Origin of the sequence: Mycobacterium sp. IS-2888 (genome assembly GCF_001954215.1) — a bacterium.
Taxonomy (GTDB): Bacteria; Actinomycetota; Actinomycetes; order Mycobacteriales; family Mycobacteriaceae; genus Mycobacterium.
Map to the genome: position 1 here is coordinate 1 of NZ_MBET01000026.1, position 18722 is coordinate 18722.

At 66.7% G+C, this 18722-nt stretch carries 18 protein-coding genes; 6 read left to right on the top strand and 12 right to left on the bottom strand.

The genetic code is table 11. The annotated features are described in order from the left end of the window. Window positions 1-40: 40 nt before the first annotated feature. Both A5745_RS04465 and A5745_RS04470 read right to left on the bottom strand, forming a co-directional pair. Window positions 41-295 carry a hypothetical protein gene (locus A5745_RS04465; protein ID WP_076115250.1) on the bottom strand — a complete coding sequence of 85 codons (255 nt, stop codon included), beginning with the start codon at window positions 293-295 and terminating at the stop codon, window positions 41-43. A gap of 110 nt (window positions 296-405) precedes the next feature. Further along, entirely contained in the window at window positions 406-1419 is a 1014-nt protein-coding gene (locus tag A5745_RS04470; RefSeq protein WP_076058710.1) for an NADP-dependent oxidoreductase, read from the bottom strand. Window positions 1420-1547: 128 nt separating this feature from the next. Between A5745_RS04470 and A5745_RS04475 the strand changes: the two genes are divergently transcribed. Further along, window positions 1548-2213, top strand: a complete 666-nt coding sequence (locus A5745_RS04475; RefSeq protein ID WP_076115251.1) for a hypothetical protein — start codon at window positions 1548-1550, stop codon at window positions 2211-2213. Between the two features lie 4 nt (window positions 2214-2217). Here the strand turns inward: A5745_RS04475 and A5745_RS04480 are convergent, their stop codons facing one another. Both A5745_RS04480 and A5745_RS04490 read right to left on the bottom strand, forming a co-directional pair. After that, window positions 2218-3066 (bottom strand): glycoside hydrolase family 16 protein, encoded by an 849-nt coding sequence (locus A5745_RS04480; protein ID WP_076115252.1) that lies wholly within the window; start codon window positions 3064-3066, stop codon window positions 2218-2220. A gap of 603 nt (window positions 3067-3669) precedes the next feature. Then, window positions 3670-4335, bottom strand: coding sequence for a TetR/AcrR family transcriptional regulator (locus tag A5745_RS04490; RefSeq protein WP_076115254.1), 666 nt, complete (start codon window positions 4333-4335; stop codon window positions 3670-3672). A 125-nt stretch (window positions 4336-4460) separates the two neighbouring features. Between A5745_RS04490 and A5745_RS04495 the strand changes: the two genes are divergently transcribed. Continuing rightward, window positions 4461-5768 (top strand): cytochrome P450, encoded by a 1308-nt coding sequence (locus A5745_RS04495; RefSeq protein WP_076115255.1) that lies wholly within the window; start codon window positions 4461-4463, stop codon window positions 5766-5768. On the opposite strand, the gene A5745_RS04500 is transcribed toward A5745_RS04495, so the two are convergent. Continuing rightward, the gene (locus A5745_RS04500) at window positions 5765-6436 is read right to left on the bottom strand and encodes a cutinase family protein (protein WP_371336854.1); all 672 of its coding nucleotides are present in this window, start codon (window positions 6434-6436) and stop codon (window positions 5765-5767) included. The genes A5745_RS04495 and A5745_RS04500 overlap by 4 nt on opposite strands. Before the next feature lie 89 nt (window positions 6437-6525). Here A5745_RS04500 and A5745_RS04505 point away from each other — a divergent pair, with 89 nt between their 5' ends. Beyond that, window positions 6526-7188 carry a class I SAM-dependent methyltransferase gene (locus tag A5745_RS04505; RefSeq protein ID WP_076115256.1) on the top strand — a complete coding sequence of 221 codons (663 nt, stop codon included), beginning with the start codon at window positions 6526-6528 and terminating at the stop codon, window positions 7186-7188. Window positions 7189-7198: 10 nt separating this feature from the next. Here A5745_RS04505 and A5745_RS04510 read toward each other — a convergent pair whose 3' ends face one another. Genes A5745_RS04510 through A5745_RS04520 form a run of 3 tightly spaced genes read right to left on the bottom strand, consistent with a single transcriptional unit; the run spans window position 7199 to window position 10243 of the window. After that, the gene (locus A5745_RS04510; RefSeq protein ID WP_076115257.1) at window positions 7199-8275 is read right to left on the bottom strand and encodes a prenyltransferase; all 1077 of its coding nucleotides are present in this window, start codon (window positions 8273-8275) and stop codon (window positions 7199-7201) included. Then, window positions 8262-9020 carry a class I SAM-dependent methyltransferase gene (locus A5745_RS04515; protein WP_076058695.1) on the bottom strand — a complete coding sequence of 253 codons (759 nt, stop codon included), beginning with the start codon at window positions 9018-9020 and terminating at the stop codon, window positions 8262-8264. Before A5745_RS04515 ends, A5745_RS04510 begins: the two co-directional genes overlap by 14 nt. Then, a complete protein-coding gene (locus tag A5745_RS04520) occupies window positions 9014-10243 on the bottom strand; it encodes a glycosyltransferase family 4 protein (protein WP_076115258.1) in 1230 nt (409 codons plus the stop codon). The genes A5745_RS04515 and A5745_RS04520 overlap by 7 nt, the downstream gene beginning before the upstream one ends. Before the next feature lie 169 nt (window positions 10244-10412). Here A5745_RS04520 and A5745_RS04525 point away from each other — a divergent pair, with 169 nt between their 5' ends. Then, the gene (locus A5745_RS04525) at window positions 10413-11183 is read left to right on the top strand and encodes a DUF1906 domain-containing protein (protein ID WP_076115259.1); all 771 of its coding nucleotides are present in this window, start codon (window positions 10413-10415) and stop codon (window positions 11181-11183) included. A gap of 73 nt (window positions 11184-11256) precedes the next feature. On the opposite strand, the gene katG is transcribed toward A5745_RS04525, so the two are convergent. The 3 genes from katG to A5745_RS04540 all read right to left on the bottom strand — a co-directional run bounded on the left by katG (window position 11257) and on the right by A5745_RS04540 (window position 15248). Further along, a complete protein-coding gene (gene katG / locus A5745_RS04530) occupies window positions 11257-13497 on the bottom strand; it encodes a catalase/peroxidase HPI (protein WP_139329451.1) in 2241 nt (746 codons plus the stop codon). Continuing rightward, complete coding sequence (locus A5745_RS04535; protein WP_076058687.1) at window positions 13490-13930, bottom strand: Fur family transcriptional regulator; 441 nt, start codon at window positions 13928-13930, stop codon at window positions 13490-13492. The genes katG and A5745_RS04535 overlap by 8 nt, the downstream gene beginning before the upstream one ends. 97 nt (window positions 13931-14027) lie before the next feature. Then, window positions 14028-15248: an Ig-like domain-containing protein gene (locus tag A5745_RS04540; RefSeq protein ID WP_076115261.1), complete on the bottom strand. Its 1221-nt coding sequence runs from the start codon at window positions 15246-15248 to the stop codon at window positions 14028-14030. 88 nt (window positions 15249-15336) lie between these two features. Between A5745_RS04540 and A5745_RS04545 the strand changes: the two genes are divergently transcribed. Continuing rightward, window positions 15337-16092 carry a hypothetical protein gene (locus A5745_RS04545; protein ID WP_076115262.1) on the top strand — a complete coding sequence of 252 codons (756 nt, stop codon included), beginning with the start codon at window positions 15337-15339 and terminating at the stop codon, window positions 16090-16092. Between the two features lie 60 nt (window positions 16093-16152). Continuing rightward, entirely contained in the window at window positions 16153-17658 is a 1506-nt protein-coding gene (locus tag A5745_RS04550) for an FAD-dependent oxidoreductase (protein WP_076115263.1), read from the top strand. A 27-nt stretch (window positions 17659-17685) separates the two neighbouring features. Here A5745_RS04550 and A5745_RS04555 read toward each other — a convergent pair whose 3' ends face one another. Beyond that, window positions 17686-18678 (bottom strand): bifunctional 2-polyprenyl-6-hydroxyphenol methylase/3-demethylubiquinol 3-O-methyltransferase UbiG, encoded by a 993-nt coding sequence (locus A5745_RS04555; RefSeq protein WP_076115350.1) that lies wholly within the window; start codon window positions 18676-18678, stop codon window positions 17686-17688. Between the last annotated feature and the right edge of the window lie 44 nt (window positions 18679-18722).

Here is an 18722-nt window from a genome sequence, read left to right on the forward strand (position 1 = left end):
CCTGCTTGAGGTTCGGAACTTTCCGTTGCGTCGAGCAGGTTCATGAACCCCTGGAGTAGCGGGTCAGGAAGCCGGTGGCCGCGACCCCCGCGGCGGCTCCGATGACACCCCACAGCACCAACGGGAAAACCATCGATCCCAAGAACCAACCAAACGTCATCCCGATGTACAGCGTCCAGAGCACTCGGTAGACACTCCACAGCCCGATCAGGGCGGCGCTGATGCCGATGTACAGGCTCCGCTGGCGATCGACACGGTTGATCTGTTCTTCGATGCTGGCCGGCACGATCCTCATTGCTGACTTCCTTTCGTCACGCGCCGCCTCGGTGGCGGCGTCGTTGCGATCAGTACAGCCCGGCCGAACCGCTACCGATCCCAACAACCGGACGACTGGCAAGCGACGACCTAGCCCGACGTCTTGACGACGAGCTTGCCGACGTTCTTGCCGTCGAACAGCATGTTGATCGCCGTCGGCAGCTGCTCGAAGCCCTCGACGACGGTCTCTAGCGGCGTGAGTTTGCCCTGGGTGATCAGGCCGGCGATCTCGCGGATCGCCTCGGGGGCACGGCCGAAGTGGTCCAGGACGATGAACCCCTGCAGCGTCGCCCGCTGGATCAGCAGGTTTCCGAACGCGCGGGGTCCGGGCGGCGGGTCGGCCGAGTTGTAGCCGGAGATCAGGCCGCAGAGCGCGACGCGGGCACCGATGTTGAGGCGCGCGAAGATCGCGTCCATGATGTCGCCGCCGACGTTTTCGAAGTCGACATCGATGCCGTTGGGCGTCGCGGCGGCGAGCTGGCCGGCCCAATCGTCGGCGCGGTGGTCCACCGCCGCGTCGAAGCCGAGCTGGTCGGTCAGCAGCGCGCACTTTTCCGGCCCGCCGGCGATCCCGACGACGCGGGCGCCGTCGGCCTTGGCAAGCTGACCTGCCACCGAACCGACCGCGCCGGCCGCGGCCGAGACCACCACCGTCTCACCGGGTTTCGGCTTGCCGATGTCGCGGATTCCCACCCATGCGGTGAGCCCGGTCATACCGAGCGCGCCCATGTAGGCGGTCGGCGAAACACCCTCGGCGACGTCGACTGGGAACAACGGCATCGCATCCGAGGCGACCGCGTACTCCTGCCAGCCGACCAGACCCTGCACGGTCTGGCCGACCGCATAGTTCGGATTCTTCGACGCGACGACCTCGCCGAGCCCGCCGCCGCGCATCACCTCGCCGATCCCGACCGGCGGCAGATAGGTGGGCGTGTCGTTGATCCACGCGCGGTTGGTCGGGTCGAGGGAAATCCAGTCGACGCGCACCAGCGCCTCGCCATCCCCGATTTCGGGGACGGCCTCCTCGGTGAGCTCGAACGTGTCCGGGCCGATGCGCCCGGAGGGGCGCTCGCGGAGCAGGAAGCGACGGTTTCGATCAGACATGAGCGCACGGTACCGGACTCGGCACCGCTCGCGACACGTTCGAGCGCAGGGGAAGTGCTCACCCATTGAGCCGGACGGCTTTTGGAGCGACCATTCAGAGGGGGCCGCTGCGGAGGAGTGTCAGCCAGATGGACGCGTTGCGAGTTGCCACAGTGTCGATCACCTCGATGGCCATCGCCGTCTTCGCGGCGGCCGGAGCGGCAAACGCGGAACCGCCGCCGACCCAAGCGATCACCACGGTGGCCATCGGACCTAGCGGCCAACCCATCAACGGCTACCGCGAGGCGCCCGCGCAGGGCAACGTCGTCGCGGTCAACGACTGCTCGACGCCGTCACCGTCGGCGGTCGCAGACAACATCTACTCTTGCTCGCCCAGCGCGGCCGGCGCCGGCACGTGCTGGCCGTCGACGCCCGGATCGCTGCTGTGCGTGGACAATCCATGGGACAAGAGCCTGCACCGGGTGACCTACGGCGGTTCGCTCCCGCCGGTGCAGCCCACCGCCACGCCGGATCCGTTCGCGCTCGCCCTCGACGACGGCACACATTGCCTGCTTCGCAACGGCGGCGCCTGGGGCTCGCGCGACGACGGGTACGAGGGCGCCTACTGGTGCGAGGCCCCGAGGGCGAACCTGCGGGTGCTATGGCTTCCGAGCCAAGGCGCCGGGAGCTGCATCGACCGCTCGGCGGCGGCCTGGACAGTCAAGGTCGGAGAACTTGGCGCCCCGGGCGCCCACTTCCCGCCACCTGAGACGCGCGCGGTGACCAGCGCGTGGTTCGCCGGAAACGCGATGTGAGCGTCTACCAGACTCGAATCCAGTCGATCAGCATATCGGCGGGATAGGCCCCGGGCCCGGGGTCTTCGCCCCCGGAACCGGCAACCGCAAGGTTGAACACCGGGAAAGCGGTGTAGCCGGGGTTGTTGAACGGCCAGTCCGGTAGCGAGCTCGCGGGCACGTCAAAGTACGGTTGCGCGCCGTCGGCGTAGTCCTTCCAGAAGCGGATGCCCGCCGCATCCCACTGGGTGCGCCAGGTATGCCAGCCGCTGTCCACCGCGATGTTGTGGGTCTTCCACTCGCCGCCGTTCGCCTTGGCATGGACGGTGGTGGCCGAGGGCCATTTGCCGTTGCCGTACCACTCCATGACGTCGATTTCGCCCTGGTCGTCGTTGCCCAGCCAGTAGGCGGGCCAGGCGCCGGCGGTCAGGCAGTTGAGCTTGATCCGGGCTTCCCAGGTGTGGCCGACTCCGCCCCGCCAGAGGCTTTGCACCTTGCCGCTGTAGTACGTGGGTCCTTCTTTCGCCGCACGCAGGACCAGGTTGGAGTTGCCGTCGAGGAAGACGTTCTTGCGATCATCGCGGTACTGCCCGATGTGCTCGGGCAGCTCCCAATACGTCGGGTCTTTGATCGTCTCGCGGGCCTTGGCCACCGCCCACTTCGACGCATCGGGGGCCGAGCCGGCCGGGCCGTCGAATTCGTCCTGGAAGATGTAGGTCCCGGTCTGGCCGCTGGGCGCGGCGGGCAGTGGCATCCGGCCCAACGGCGCATCCGTTCGGGCAGGGAGAGCACGGCCCTCAGGGATGGGGAGCGCGGCCGCCAGCACGCCGATCCCTGCCGTCAATATCATGCGGCGGCGATCCATCTCAGGCATAAGCAAGCGACGATAGCAGCCCAGCCAGCACGCGGTCGAAACAGCAATTTGTCGGTGGGTGTCGTTACCGTGTGGATCGCGGTCGCCCCAAAAGGGACGGCGGCGCGGTAATGGCTCGGGATTTACCAGGAATTCATGGCCAATTCTCAAGATGACCGATGGTTTGGTCTCAGGATTGGCTGGGCATTCTGGAATCACGAATCGATAACCCCAGTGGTGGCTTTGCAGCGAGTTGAGTAGCTCTGGAAGGAGTTGACAATCGTGGCGAATGCATCAGGAGCGACGGTAATTTTCCTTCGTTCGCATCCCGCTTGGGCCGCGGCTCAGCGGCGCGCACGCGAGCGCAACGAAGCGATGCATCGGCATCCGTCATTTTCCGCTCGGCGCCGCGCTACCTCGGCGGATGACGCCCCGCCTGTTGTCCGCGACTTCAAGGTGTACACCGGTACCGACACACCGGCCTGAGAACGCTTAGGCGGCCCGAGTCGGCAGCGAATTAGACTGCGCCGCAACGCAATAACTTCGCGTATTTTTTCTACTATCCCGTATTGGTAAGACTCCCCATTCCACGCGCCGATTCGCCGCACGAATGCCGTCGGCGCATCAGCTGGGCCCGGTGATCATCGGAAGCAGGTATTGACGCACGAATGCGCGGGTGTCGTCGACGGTGGCGAGATTGATGCCGCTGTGTTGGGTGACGATGAACGACAGGGTCAGGCGGGTGTGCAGCTCGGCGACGGTGCGTAGGTGGCGCTCCTGGTCGGGCGTGGTGGTCTTCGTGCCGTAGATTTCGGCCCTCAACTCAGCCGCGGATTGATCGATGGCGAAGTCGAGAATGGGGCCGGCGTCGGTGGTCAGGCTCGGCAAGATGGTCTCGGGCTCGGTGCGCAGCAATTTCTTGAGCAACGCGTGCTCGCGCAGGAACGTCACGGTGAACACGGTGCCGTAGACCAGGCGGTCTTCGAGGCCAGTGGCTTGCGAGCAGGCTTGCGCGTGGCCATCGAAGTAGTGGCGGGCTTCGGCCAGGACGACGGCGTCGATCAGCGCGCCTTTGGTGGGGAAGCGGCGGTACAACGTGGCGCGGCCGACCCCGCTGCGCCGGGCGACGTCTTCCATGGTGATGCGCCGCATTCCGACGAGTTCGGCCTGCTCGAGGGTGGCGGCCAGGATGCGGGTGGTCATCTCGTCGGGGCGGTGCAGTTGCGCGAGCACCGCAGGCTCGGGCGCGGCGAGGCGCCGCACAAACTCCGCCGTTCGGCTCGTGGTCACTTGATTGCTCCTTGCTCACCCGTGCGGGTCGTCGTATCGTGGCGATTGATACGTCTGAGACATAAATCGTCTATTTGTATCGAACAATGGTGAGTATAGCGAATCTTCGCTGCTAGGGGGCTCTTATGGGCGTTCGTATGTGGGTTCGGTGGGCGGCCATGCATGGCGTGCCCGGAACGTTCATGAAGCTTCGGGCGCTGGGCGGCGACCCCTTGGCCCGCCTGATCGCCGGTCACGGCCGGGCCGGCGATCCCTACCCGCTGATGGAGGAGATCCGGGCGGGGGGAGCGCTGGTGCGCACACCGTTCACCTGGATCAGCGTCGACCACGGTGTGTGCCGCGAAGTGTTGCGCGACAAACGTTTCGGCGTGACGGGGCCGTCCGCAATGGACCTGCCCCGCCCACTTCGGACGGTGATATCAAGGACGGACGACGCCGTGGCGGCAAATCCGGTCGAACCGCCCGCCATGGTCGTCGTCGACCCTCCCGAGCACACCCGGTACCGGCAGGCGGTGGCGCAAAGCTTCACCCCGCGGGCGATCGACCGGCTCGGCGCCCGCGTCGTCGAGGTGACGGACGAGCTCATCGATCGCCTTGCGGGAACGCCACATCCGGATCTGATCGCAGACTTCGCGTCCCAGCTGCCGGTGGCCATCATCGCCGAGATTCTCGGCCTGCCCCCGGACACCCACCGGTGGATGTTGGAGTGGGGACACAGCGGCGCCCCGCTGCTGGACATCGGGATCGGATGGCGGACCTACCGGCGGGCCATCGACACCCTGCGCGGCGCCGATCACGAACTGCGTGAACGCTTCCATCAACTCCGCGCGGGTGAGGCGGGCGACGACAATCCCTTCAGCCGGCTGGCCGCCCACGGCACGCTCACCGACCACGAATTCACCGCCAACGCCGCCCTACTCATCGGCGCGGGCTTCGAAACCACCGTCAACCTGATCGGCAACGGCATCATTCTGCTCCTGCAAAACCCCGATCAACTCGTGCGCCTGCGCGCGGACCCCGAGCTGTGGCCGTCGGCCGTCGAGGAGATCCTTCGAATGGACAGCCCGGTGCAGATGACGTCGCGCACCGCGCTTTGTGACCTCGACTTGGCCGGTCACCGCGTCGCTGCGGGGGACATGGTGGCGCTGCTCCTCGGCGGCGCCAACCGCGACCCGCGGGTGTTCCCCGAGCCCGCGAGATTCGATATCGCCCGGCCCAATGCCCGCGACCACCTGGCATTCGCGTCGGGGATCCACGCCTGCCTGGGCGCCGCCCTGGCACGCGTCGAAGGGACTACGGCGCTTCGCGCATTGTTCGAGACATACCCCGACCTACAGCTGAGCGGCCCCACACCACGGCGTGGACTGGTCAACCTCCGCGGATTTGCCCGGCTGCCCGTCAATCTCGGCAGCAGGAACGTGGCGACCGTCTAAAGCTTGCTGACGACGAAATCAGCCGCCTGGTTTGCCATTCCCGCATCGATGTAGGCACTCGCGAGGTGTGCCGGCCAGTTCTGTTTCCAGGTGTTCGGGTCCGCGGGGTTGCAGACCGGATCGGCACCGTGGCACAACTCGATGGTCCTGTCGTTGTAGGTCGGGTTGAAGTTCGTGATCGGGCCGACCCATTGGCTCCCGTTGCCGAACAGTGCGACGGCGGCGATGTGCTGGTCGGTGCCCGGCGGCAGGGGGCTGTCGAAACCGAAGGCCGAGATCGGCGCCGCGAGCACGACGTCGGTGACCGCCGCCCCGAGCGAGTAGCCACCCAGCACCAGCCGGGTGTTCGGGCAGTTGTTGACCACGTCCTGGATGTGGTGGCTCATGTCGTTGGCGCCGACGTCGACCTCGGTGTCGGCGGGATACTTCACGGCGTAGGTGCCGATGGTTCGGTTGCCGGCTTTGGATTCGACGGCGTTGATGAACGCGTTGCCGAGGGCGCCGGGCCCCGGTGACTCGTTACGGCCGCGGGCGAACACGATTTGCACCTGGGGGCAGTTTGCCGCGGCGGCCAGCCCCGCGGCGCCCGGTGTTCCGGGCGGTAGCACAACGGCGGCGATCGTCAGCGCGGCCGTGACCGTGGCTGCGGCCAGGCCGACGTCGACCAATTTACGGAGGGGAAAGAGATGCACAGCATGATGGTAAAGCGAACGCGGGCCGGCCGCTGGGCAGCCCAAGGCTCTTCTACGATCAGCTGATGAGTCACGTAGACGCCTGCGCGCCCGAGCGGCTGTTCGCGCTGGCCGAACGGGTGCCGGGTTTCATGCCGGCGGACGAGGGCCGCGCGCTGTACGACGCCGCATTGGGGTACCTCGGCGGCGGCGTCGGTGTCGAGATCGGCACCTACTGCGGCAAATCCACCCTGTTGCTCGGCGCGGCCGCAGCGCAAACCGGTGGCGTGCTTTACACCGTCGACCATCACCACGGCTCCGAAGAGCACCAGCCCGGCTGGGAGTTCCACGACGCCTCGCTAGTCGACGAGGTCACCGGGCTGTTCGACACGTTGCCGAGTTTCCGCCGCACCCTCGACGCCGCGGGTCTGGACGACCACGTCGTCGCCGTCGTGGGCAAGTCACCGGTCGTGGCGCGTGCCTGGCGCTCACCGCTGCAGTTCTTGTTCATCGACGGCGGCCACTCTGAGGCCGCTGCCACACAGGACTTCGACGGGTGGGCGAAGTGGGTGACCGCCGGCGGCGCGTTAGTGATCCACGATGTGTTCCCGGACCCCAAGGACGGCGGGCGCCCGCCGTACTACATCTATTGCCGCGCCATCGATTCCGGTCAGTTCCGGGAGGTTTCGGTGACGGGGTCGCTGCGGGTGCTCGAACGCACCGGCGGGCGAGCGGGCCACCAGGTCTAACCCGTTTCGGTCAGCGGCCGGGCCCGGCGACCACGCATTCGCAATCGAAGTCGGTCTGCAGGCCAATCGGCAGCTCGTCGCCGCGGAAGATGCCCGCGCCCGGCGTGGTGTCCGAGAGCGCGTCGGCGGCAAGGATCATCGCCGCTCCGGTCCAGGTGGTGCGCTCCTCGGGCCAGCGCTTCCCATCCGCGAACACCAAACCCGTCCAGTACGATCCGTCTTCTTCGCGCAGATGGTGCATCGCGGCGAATTGCTGATGTGCGGCGGACCGATGGCCGATGGCCTCGAGGGCCATCACCAGTTCGCATGTCTCTGCACCGGTAACCCAGGGCCGGTCGTCAACGCAGCGGATGCCCAGGCCGCGGACCACAAAGTCGTCCCACCGCTGCCGGATTCGCGCCGCCGCCGCGGGGCCCCGCAGCGCACCGCCGAGGATGGGGTAGTACCAGTCCATCGAATAGCGGTCCTTTTCGGTGAACGCCTCCGGATGTGCGACGATCGCGTGTCCCAGCCGGCCGAGCGCCAGCTCCCACTCCGGCTGAGGGTCCCCGATCAGGGCGGCGAGCGCCAACGCGCAGCGAATGCTGTGGAACACGCTGGCGCACCCGGTCACCAACGCTTCTGGGAGAGGTCCGGCTTCGCTTCGCGCCCAGCAGATCTCGCCATATCCGACCTGTAAGTCGATGACAAAGTCGATCGCCTTGTGCACCACCGGCCACATCGCCGCAGCGAACGACTCGTCGTCCGTCGCCAGCACGTGATGCCAGACACCGGTGGCGATATACGCGCAGAAGTTGCTATCGCTGTTGGCGTCTTCGACTGTCCCCGAACGGAATTGGATGGGCCACGAGCCGTCCGGCCGCTGGGTGCGACGGCTCCATTCAAAGGCGGCCCGCGCCGGCTCCAGCAGTCCCGCCGCCGTGAGCGCCATCGCGCACTCCACGTGGTCCCACGGATCGGTGTGACCACCTTCGAACCACGGAATCGCGCCCGAGGTTTCCTGCGCCGCGGCGATCGAAAGCGCGGTCTGCCGACACTGCTCGGGTGTAAGGACGCCCGGAACCGCCGGCGGGCTAAACCGATGCAACTGAATACCCCGCGGCTTCCTGGCTTTCGGCCACCTGCTGCTTGACGAAATACATCGCGACGCTCTTGCCCACGATCGGGTTGAGCAGTGACTCGGCCAGCTGCGTTACCTTGGGGCGGCGCATCAAATCCCACACCAGGAGTTTGTGGTAGGCGGCCACTGCCGGATGATCGGTATTCGACACGCCCACAGCGCATTTCAGCCACCAGAAGGGGGAGTGCAGCGCGTGTGCATGATGGGCGTGGGTCAATTCCATTCCGCCGCCGGTGATCTTGTCGCGCAGTCGGCTGGCCCGGTAGATACGCACGTGGCCGCCCTCGTTGCTGTGATATTCGTCGGACAGCAGCCAGCACACCCGCTCGGGAAGCCACCTCGGAACGCTGACCGCCAATGTGCCACCCACCTTGAGCACCCGGATCAATTCGGCGATGGCGCCGTCGTCTTCCGGTATGTGCTCGAGGATTTCGGACGCGATCACGCAGTCGAATGTTCCGTCGGGATACGGCAGGCTCAGCGCGTCACCGACGACCACTTTCGCCGACGCGGTCGCCGGCACCTCACCGCCCTCGGCCATCGCCCGCAGGATGGTGTCCACCGAACGCAGCTCGGACTCGGCGCGATCGAAGGCGACGACGTCGGCGCCGCGTCGATACGCTTCGAACGCATGCCGGCCCGCCCCGCAGCCCACGTCGATGACCTTGGTCGAGGGGCCGATGCCCAGCCGGTCGAAATCGACGGTCAGCATCGCGCGATCGCCCGTTCGTAGACCCGCACGGTCTGCGCGGCCACCGCCTCCCAGCTGAAGACGTCGACGGCGCGCGCCCGTCCCGCCTTCCCCAGATTGCGGCGCTTTTCGGGGGAGTCGAGCAGCTCGCCGAGGGCGCGGGTGAGCGCATCCACGTCGGCCGGTGGCACCAACTCGGCGCAGGCACCATCGGTGCCCAGGACCTCGGGCAGTGCGCCCACCCGGCTCGCGACGATCGGGGTGCCACTCGCCATGGCTTCGACCGCGGGCAACGAAAACCCCTCGTAGAGAGAGGGAATGCACGCGACCTCGGCCGACGCGAACAGTGCGGCCAGCTCGCCGTCGGAGAGGCCACTGGTGATGTGGACGATGTCGGAGATGCCGAGTTCGGCAATGAGTTTGTGGGTGGGGCCATTGGGTTCCACCTTGGCAACGAGCCGCAATTCCAGGTCTCGGTTGGTGCGTAGTCTGGCGACCGCGTGCAGCAAGGTGCGGACACCCTTGAGGGGGGTATCGGCGCTGGCGATCGCGATGACGCGGTTTCGAATCCGTGGCGTCGGTCCCGGCGTGAACAGGTCGGTGTTCACGCCCAACGGCACGACGTGTAGTTGGTCCGGCGCGACACCGAAGTCGGCGACGATGTCCGCCGCCGAGGACGACGACACCGTCAACAGGTCCGGGATCTGGCGCGCCACCTGCTCTTGCATGGTGGAGAATCCATACCACCTGTGCACCAAGGGTTTTCGCCACCACCGCGCGGCGGCGAGATCCAGCACCCGATCCCGCGTGATGGGGTGGTGCACGGTCGCCACCACCGGCAGCCCCGCGCGGGCGATGCTCAGCAGTCCGGTGCCCAGGCTCTGGTTGTCGTGGACGACGTCGAAATCTCCCGCCCGCTCGGCCAACAGCCGCGCGACACGCAACGTGAAGGTCCGTGGTTCGGGAAAACCCGCGGTCCACACGGTGAGGAGTTCCAACAGGTCGATGGAGTCGCGAATCTCGCTCGGGCGTGGCACCCGGAACGGGTCGGGCTCGCGGTACAGGTCAAGGCTTGGCACCTTCGTCAGCCGTACCCGCGGGTCGAGCAGCTCCGGATAGGGCTGGCCGGAAAACACCTCGACCTCGTGACCGAGTTCCACCAAACCGTGACTGAGATGGCGCACGTAGACGCCCTGTCCACCGCAATGGGTCTTACTCCGGTAGGACAGCAGGGCAATTCGCATACTCAACTCTTATCCGCTGGCCGACGCACGCCGACGGGCACCCCCCGAATCCACCGCCATCAACGCGCTCCCGAACGCGGTGACAGCAAACTGGACATGTGTCCAGACTATAGTTCGATCAGCTAATTGATGCAACGAGGGTGGTCGAGCCGTTTGCTACCATCGCGCGGTGCGCGGTTCCGTTTCGCGACGCGATGTCCTTAAGTACGCTGCACCGGTTCTGCTGGGCCTGGGGTCGGTCGCCGCGACGGTCGACGAGCCGAACGCGCGAGCCGCCGGCGTTACGTTGATCGACTTTGCGGAGCGCAGGATCGCGCCTGGCGAGATCAAATCGGCAGGCTACGACGGGGTCGTGAACTACGTGTCCGAGGAGCGGCCGGGCGCGCACTTCGAGGCAAAACCCATCACCCGCGAGTACGCGGACGCGCTGCGCGCCGCGGGTCTTCACATCGTCAGCAACTTCCAGTACGGCAAGCCCGGTTGGCCCACGCCGTCGGACTACACCCGCGGGTACGACGGCGGCGTGGCGGACGCCCAGACCGCCTTGCGCCTGCACGGTGCGGCCGGGGGTACGAATTCCGCGCCGATCTTCTTCAGTGTCGACGACAACATCGACGAAAACACTTGGAATGGCCCTGCGGTGCAATGGTTTCGAGGGATCAACTCGGTGCTGGGCGTGGGCCGCACCGGCATCTATGGGCATGCCCGGGCGTGCGGCTGGGCGATCCGCGACGGGGTCATCGGAAACTCGACCACCCCGGGTCACCGCTGGGCCTGGCAGACGAGGTCGTGGTCGAACGGCGCGCGTGAACCGATGGCCGTGCTGTATCAGGCCGTGGTTAACAGCCCGTCGAACCCGGGTCCGCTGCTGGGCGGCATCAACGTGGACGTCGACGAGGTCCTCGCGGCCGACTACGGCCAGTGGGATCTGGACCGCTGACGTAACCAAACGACGATGCCCCCCGAGCCGATGCTCGAGGGGCGTCGCGTGGTCTCGCTGACCGGAATCGGCGTTACTTGAGATCGAACCGGTCGGCGTTCATGACCTTGACCCACGCCGCGACGAAGTCCTCCACGAACTTCCCTTGGGCGTCGTCCTGTGCGTAGACCTCGGCCAGCGCGCGCAGCACCGAATTGGACCCGAACACCAGGTCGTTGGCGGTGGCCGTCCATTTCAGCTGCCCCGTTGAGCGGTCCAGCACCTCGTAGACGTTCTCCGCCGACTCCGATGCCCTCCACTCGTTGCCCATGTCGACCAGGTTGACGAAGAAGTCATTCGTCAACGTGCCGGGCCTGTCGGTGAAGACGCCGTGCTTGCTGCCGCCGTGATTGGCACCGAGGGCCCGCAGACCACCGACCAGCACCGTCAATTCCGGAGCCGTCACGCCCAGCAGGTACGCCCGCTCGACCAGCAGCTGCTCCAGCGGCGCCTTCTCGCCCGGACGGATGTAGTTGCGGAATCCGTCGGCGCGCGGCTCGAGCACCGCGAACGAGTCGACGTCGGTGTTCTCCTGCGATGCGTCGGTGCGGCCCGGCGCGAAGTGCACCGCGATCTCGTACCCGGCGTCCTTGGCCGCCTTCTCGACCGCCGCGGAACCGGCCAGCACGATCAGGTCGGCCAGCGAGATCTTCTTGCCGCCGGACGCCGATGTGTTGAAGTCCTGCTGGATGCGCTCCAGCACCGGCAACACCTTGTCCAGTTCCGAGGGCTCGTTGCACTCCCAGCTGCGCTGCGGCTCGAGGCGCAACCGCCCGCCGTTCGCGCCGCCGCGCTTGTCGGTGCGGCGGAAGCTGGACGCGGCAGACCAAGCGGTCTTGACCAGCTGCTGAACCGTCAGGCCGGATTCCAGCGCCTTCTTTTTCAGCGCCGCGATGTCCTTCTCGTCGACCAGCTCGTGATCGACGGCCGGAACCGGGTCCTGCCAGAGCTGGGGCTCGGCGACCCACGGCCCGAGGTAGCGGGTGATGGGTCCCATGTCGCGATGCAGCAGCTTGTACCAGGCCTTGGCGAACGCCTCGGTCAGCTCCTCGGGATGGTCGAGCCAGCGACGCGTGATATCGCGGTAGATCGGGGACTCCCGCAGCGAGATGTCGGTGACCAACATCGTCGGGGCGCGACCCGGCCCGCCGAACGGGTCGGGGATGGTGCCCGCGCCCGCACCGTCCTTGGCGACGAACTGCCAGGCATCGCCGGGGCTCTTGGTCAGCTCCCATTCGTAGCCGTACAGGGTCTCCAGGAAGGTGTTGTCCCACTTCGTCGGGGTGGGTGTCCAGACCACCTCCAGGCCGCTGGTGATGGCGTCCTCGCCGGCGCCACTGCCGAACGAGCTCTTCCAGCCCAGGCCCTGTTGTTCGATCGGGGCGGCCTCCGGTTCGGGGCCGACCAGGTCGCCACTGCCGGCGCCGTGGGTCTTGCCGAAGCTGTGGCCCCCGACGATCAGCGCGGCGGTCTCCTCGTCGTTCATCGCCATCCGGCCGAACGTCTCGCGGATGTCGATCGCCGCCGCGATCGGGTCCGGCTTGCCCTCGGGGCCTTCCGGATTCACATAGATCAGGCCCATGGTGGTCGCGCCGTAGGGCTGCGCGAGGTTCCGCTCGCCGGAGTAGCGCTTGTTGGTGCCCAGCCATTCGTCCTCTTCGCCCCAGAGGATTTCCTCTGGCTCCCAGACGTCTTCGCGGCCGAACGCAAAGCCGAAGGTTTTGAAGCCCATCGACTCCAAGGCGCAGTTGCCGGCGAAGATGATCAGATCCGCCCAGGAGATCTTGTTGCCGTACTTCTTCTTCACCGGCCACAGCAGCCGGCGGGCCTTGTCCAGGCTCACGTTGTCCGGCCAGCTGTTGAGCGGGGCAAAGCGCTGCATGCCCTGTCCGCCGCCGCCGCGGCCGTCATGGATGCGGTAGGTACCGGCGGCGTGCCAGCTCATCCGGATGAACAGGCCGCCGTAATGGCCGTAGTCGGCGGGCCACCAATCCTGCGAGGTGGTCATCACCGAGATCACGTCGGCCTTGAGCGCGTCGACGTCGAGCTTGGCGAACTCCTCGGCGTAGTCGAAGTCATCGCCGAGCGGATTGGACTGGGGGGAGTGCGGGTGCAGCGTCGACACATCGATCTGGTCGGGCCACCAGTCCCGATTAGTCAGTGGCGCATGCGATTTCGGCTTCGGCGCCTCGATAGTCGGGTTTTCGCTCTCTGACACAACATTCCTTTCGGGTGGTGGGTAAATCGGGCCACGATCACCGGAGTGATCAAGAATCTGCCGTCGAGCAGTCGGGGCATAGGCCCCAATAGATGACCTCGGCCTCGTCGAGAACGAAACCATCCAGGACGTTGTCGCCATCCGACGGGGTTAGGCACGGCGCCGAACCGACGGCGCAGTCGATGTCGGCGATGACGCCGCAGGATCGGCACACGACGTGGTGATGGTTGTCGCCGACCCGGGACTCGTAGCGGGCGACCAAGCCCAACGGCTGGATCCGCCGAACCAGGCCCGCGGAGGTCAGCGCGTTGAGGACGTCGTATACCGCTTGTCGGGAAACATCGGGCAGCCCCAGCCGCACCGCCGAGAAGATCGTCTCGGTGTCGGCATGCGGATGGGCGTGTACCGCCTCCAGCACGGCGATTCTGGGCCGTGTCACACGCAGATCGGCCATCCGCAGCTGTTCCGCGTAGTCCGCCGATGAGGACACCCTGCCAATATGGCCCCTTATCTGGAATCAGTCAAGAGTTTCCTGGCGGGGATCCGGACGAGTCAGGCCGGTCGGCGCAGAGCCGGCGGCGAGCACCTCAGGACGGCGGCGCCAGCGCGCTGCCCTTGCGCCATTGGTCCCAGCTGAGCGTCCAGTCGCCGTTCTGCGACAGCTTCAACGGCGGTCCGCCGCTGTTGCGGACCTCGACGACGTCGCCGGGCACCGAGAAGTCGTAGAACCATTTCGCGTTGTCGCCGTTGAGGTTCAAGCACCCGTGGGAGGTGTCGGTATGGCCCTGGGCCCACACCGTCGCGTCGAGCTGGTGCAGATAGATACCGTCGTTGCTGATTTTGGTGGCGTAATTGATTGTCTCGCGATATCCGAGGCGGGAATTCTTGGGCAATCCGAAGGTGGAGGAGTCCATCACGACCGGGTTGCCCTTGTCGAGCACGGTGTAGACGCCCGGGGGAGTCCACAACGAAATCGTCTGCGAGCCGATGGTTTCGGTGCCGCCCATTCCCATCGACGTGGGCATGGTCCGGACCAGGGCACCGTTGTTGAAGACGCTGACCATTTTCGTGGCATCGTCCGCGATCGACACGTGCGCGTCACCGATACGGAATGACACTCTGGTGTCTTCTTGCCCGAATAGGCCGTCGCCCAACGCAATTCCATAGATCTTGGCTTCGGCGGTGACGGTGCTGCCCGGCGCGTAGTAGTGCTCGGGTCGCCAGTGAGCGTTTTGGCTGTCGACCCAGAACCACGAACCCTGCACGGGAGGGTTGGTGGTCACTTTGAGCTGTCGTTCGGCGGCGGCCCGGTCGGCGACTTGCTCGTCGAAGTGGGCGACGACAACCGTTCCCACACCGTAGGTGCCGCCTTCTTGCAGGGCCGCCTCAGATGTCGTGGTCAGTGAGACCTTGGTCTGATTGGGCGGCAGCAAGGTCGAGAACGTCGACACTTGGGTGGCCGCAACGCCGTTCGGCCCGACGCTGGTGAGCGTCAGCGTGTACGTCCGTCCGTAACCCAGGGGAGCGGTGGGCTTCCAGACGGTGTTGTCCGGGGTCATGATCCCCTCGACCGGTCTGCCGGCATCGTTGACCATGCGTACACCGGTCAGCTTCCCCGTGTCGGCTTTGACCATGACCGGCGTGAGTGGATCGACGTCACGCGTGTCGGGCCCGGGCATGATCGTCACTCGCGCCGGCCCGGACGCCTCCGGCGTCGGACGGGCGCAGCCGACACCGACCACCCCCACGACAGCGAAGACGGCCAGCAGGTACCGATGGATGAGTCGCGCACGGTTGGTGGATGTCATAAGAGTTGGCCGAATCCTCACGTTGTTGTTGATCAGGTACCCGCGGTGCGTGGCACCTGAAACCGCACGCCGAGGGGATCATGGCGTCATGGCCGACGAGGAACTTGACCGTCTGTACTGGGTGCAGCCCGGCGCATTCACCGCGGAGCGCACCCAATTGACCGCCGCCGCCAGGCGGCGCGGTGACGAAGCCGCCGCCAAACGGATCTCCGCGGCACGCAAACCGACGACGGCGGCGTGGATCGCGAACCGGCTCGTGCTCCAACACAAGGACGCCAAACAGCGCCTGGCCGACCTGGGTGATCGCCTGCGCGCCGCGCACTCCGCAATGGATGGCGACCGTATCCGCGATTTGTCCGCCGAACAACACCGGCTCATCGGCGAACTCGTGCGGGCCGCTTTCGAAGCCGCCGAGGTGAACAAGCCGTCGGCAACGCTGCGTGACGACCTGACCGGCACACTGCAAGCCGCGGTCGCCGACCCCGACGTCAGGACGCGGCTCGGCCGGCTGACCAGGGCCGAAACATGGTCGGGTTTCGGCGAATTCGGCGGCGCGGCGCCGGTGGCGAAGGAGCCGGAGCGCCACCAGGACGCCCGCCGGGACAAGTTGAACGCGGCCCTTGCCGCCGCGGAGCGTGCCAAAGACGAAACCGAGCGCGTGCTGTCGCGCCGTCGCGCCGAGCGGGACGCGGCGCGGCAGCGTCGCGACGACGCGGCGGATAGTCTGCGTGAGGCCGAGCGCGACTTGAAGAGAGCCGACGACCGCTACGACAAAGCGGAGCAGGAAAACCGCGCCGCCGAGGACTCGCTGAAGCACGCGAAAGCGCAGCTGAAGCGCGCATAAGCGAGCGTGCACGGCCGAGGGCCCCGTTTCCCGACGCCGCCGCCGGGTACCAGCCCAGGCATGACTTCTTTATGGTTCGCCGAGCGAGCCGAACAACCTTGGACCGCAAGCCGGCTTGGCGACGGCCCGGCGTCCGCCGATGTCCTCGTCGTGGGCGCCGGCATCACCGGGCTGATGACAGCGGTTCTGCTGAGCCGTGCCGGCAAGGACGTGCTGGTCTTGGAGGCGCATACCGTCGGTTCCTGCGCGACCGGCAACACCACCGCCAAAATCAGCTTGTTGCAGGGGACCCATCTGTCGAAGGTTCTACCGAGGCATGGCAAGAAGGTGGCGCGGGCCTACATCGACGGCAACCGGGAAGGCCAAGACTGGGTGCTCGAGTACTGCGAGTCACACGGCATCGCAGTCCAACGCGAGGACGCCTACACCTATGCGCAGTCCGCCAAGGGCGTGCCGTCCGCGCGGCGGGAATTGGAGGCTTGCCAGGCCGTCGACCTGCCCGCGGTATGGGAGGACGACGCCGACGTGCCATTCCCGTACCACGGCGGCGTGCGGCTGCCGAACCAGGCGCAGTTCGACCCGATGCCGTTCCTGGACACGTTGGCCACGGAGTTACTCAACCGCGGTGGACGATTGGTCGAGCACACCCGTGTCCGGCGGGTCTCCACACGCGGCGCCGGGGTGCACGTGCACGTCAACGACGCCGACCAGCAGGACGTGGAACTCGCCGCCGGGCAGCTGGTGCTTGCCACCGGGATCCCGATCTTGGATCGGGGTGGTTACTTCGCGCGGGTGAAACCGAGCCGTTCCTACTGCTTGGCCTTCAAGGTTCCCGGAAACGTCACGCGGCCGATGATGATCTCCGCCGACTCGCCCACGCGGTCGGTGCGCTACGCGCCGGTCGCGGACGGGGAGCGGCTGATCGTGGGCGGGGCGGGCCATACGGTGGGCCGGAAAAAGAGCCCGTCCGAGGCGCTGGCGGAGCTGTCGTCGTGGGCGCGCAAGCATTACCCCGGTGCGGCGCAGACTCACTTTTGGTCGGCGCAGGACTACACACCCATCGACCATTTGCCGTATGTGGGCCCCATCCTTCCGAACAGCGAAAGCATCTTCGTCGCAACGGGTTTCAACAAGTGGGGCATGACGAACGGCCCCGCCGCGGCGTTGGCATTGTCGAGCCGCATCCTGGGCGGCCAGATGGACTGGGCCGGCGCGTTCGCGAGCTGGAGCCCCCACGAGCTGTCGGGTCTGCTGACCGCGGTGCAGGCCAACCTCGAGGTCGGCTTCAACCTGACCAAGGGCTGGATCACGCCGGTCATTCGCACCGGCCATCGCACCCCCGTGAACGGCGAGGGCGGGGTCGTGAGCGGGCCCCCCTGGCATTTGGAGGCCAGGTGCCGGGTCGACGGCACCGAGCACACCGTCTCGCCGGTGTGCCCACACCTCGGCGGAATCGTGAACTGGAACGACGCGGACCAGGCGTGGGAGTGCCCGCTGCACGGTTCGCGATTCGCCCCCGACGGCACGCTGCTTGAAGGGCCCGCGACTCGCGATTTGACCGCCTAGCCGCCGGGTCCGCCGAACGCGAAGAACTTAACCTTCCTTCTGGTAGACGAGCCAGCGCAACTCGATTGGCGACTCGTCACGCTCCACGTCAAACACGTCCAGGCCGTGGGCCCATCCCTCAAACCAGGCGGTGGGCGGCCAAGCGCCTTGCGGCAAGTGGGTTTTCTCATAGTCGTAGGCGAAGTCGTCGGCAATGAGCGCAAGGGGGAGCTCGGCCGCGGCCTGCGCGAGCTCGTCGCGGGTGAAGATCGTGCTGTTGCATTGCTGTCCGAATTCCCGCGCGGCGTCGTCGGGGGCGTAGCCCTGGCGCGCCGCGAAGGTGTTGAACACCAGGCGTCCTCCGGGAGCCAGGCAGTCCGCGGCGAGTTCGAACATGCCGCGCAGCTCCCGCGTCGTCCGGAAGTCGGGCACCAACTCGGAGGCAACGATGAGCTGATACTCGTCGCGGACGCCCTCCACGGCCGTAAAGACATCGCTCTCGATCACACGCACCGGCAGCGAATCCCGTTCTGCCTCCGAGCGAATGATCTCGGCGAACTTCGGGGCCATCTCGACCGCGTCCACCGGGTGACCCCGCCGGGCCAGCGCCAGGGCGTTACGCCCGGTTCCGGCGCCGATGTCGAGCACCCGGGTGGACCGGGGATCGGCGGCCTCGTCGGCCAATGCCACCACCCGCGCATCCGCTTCGGTCCCAAACAGCGGCCCCTTACGAGTGGCGACCCAGTGGTCGTATTCGACCGCAATCGTCGACACCTCGGCTTTGACGCGATAGTTCAGCCCGGTCCCGAAGGGGGTGTCAAACGAGATGACGATGTTCGACCGTGACGAGGCCTTGAATGCCTTTTCCAACTCGTGCTGGAGCACGGCCTTGAGCTGAGCGGCTTGGTCGGCCGTGTGTTGTATGCCCAAGCTGGCAAAGAGCTTCTGACACATCGAGACATACTCGTCGAGCAGTCCCGGGACGGCCGGCAGCCTGATTTGACCCTCGGCCTCCGCGCGGCGATACAACCGCCGGGCCATCGCTTCGCGCAGCACTGACGGATCGAAAGATGTCGGGCCCCGAT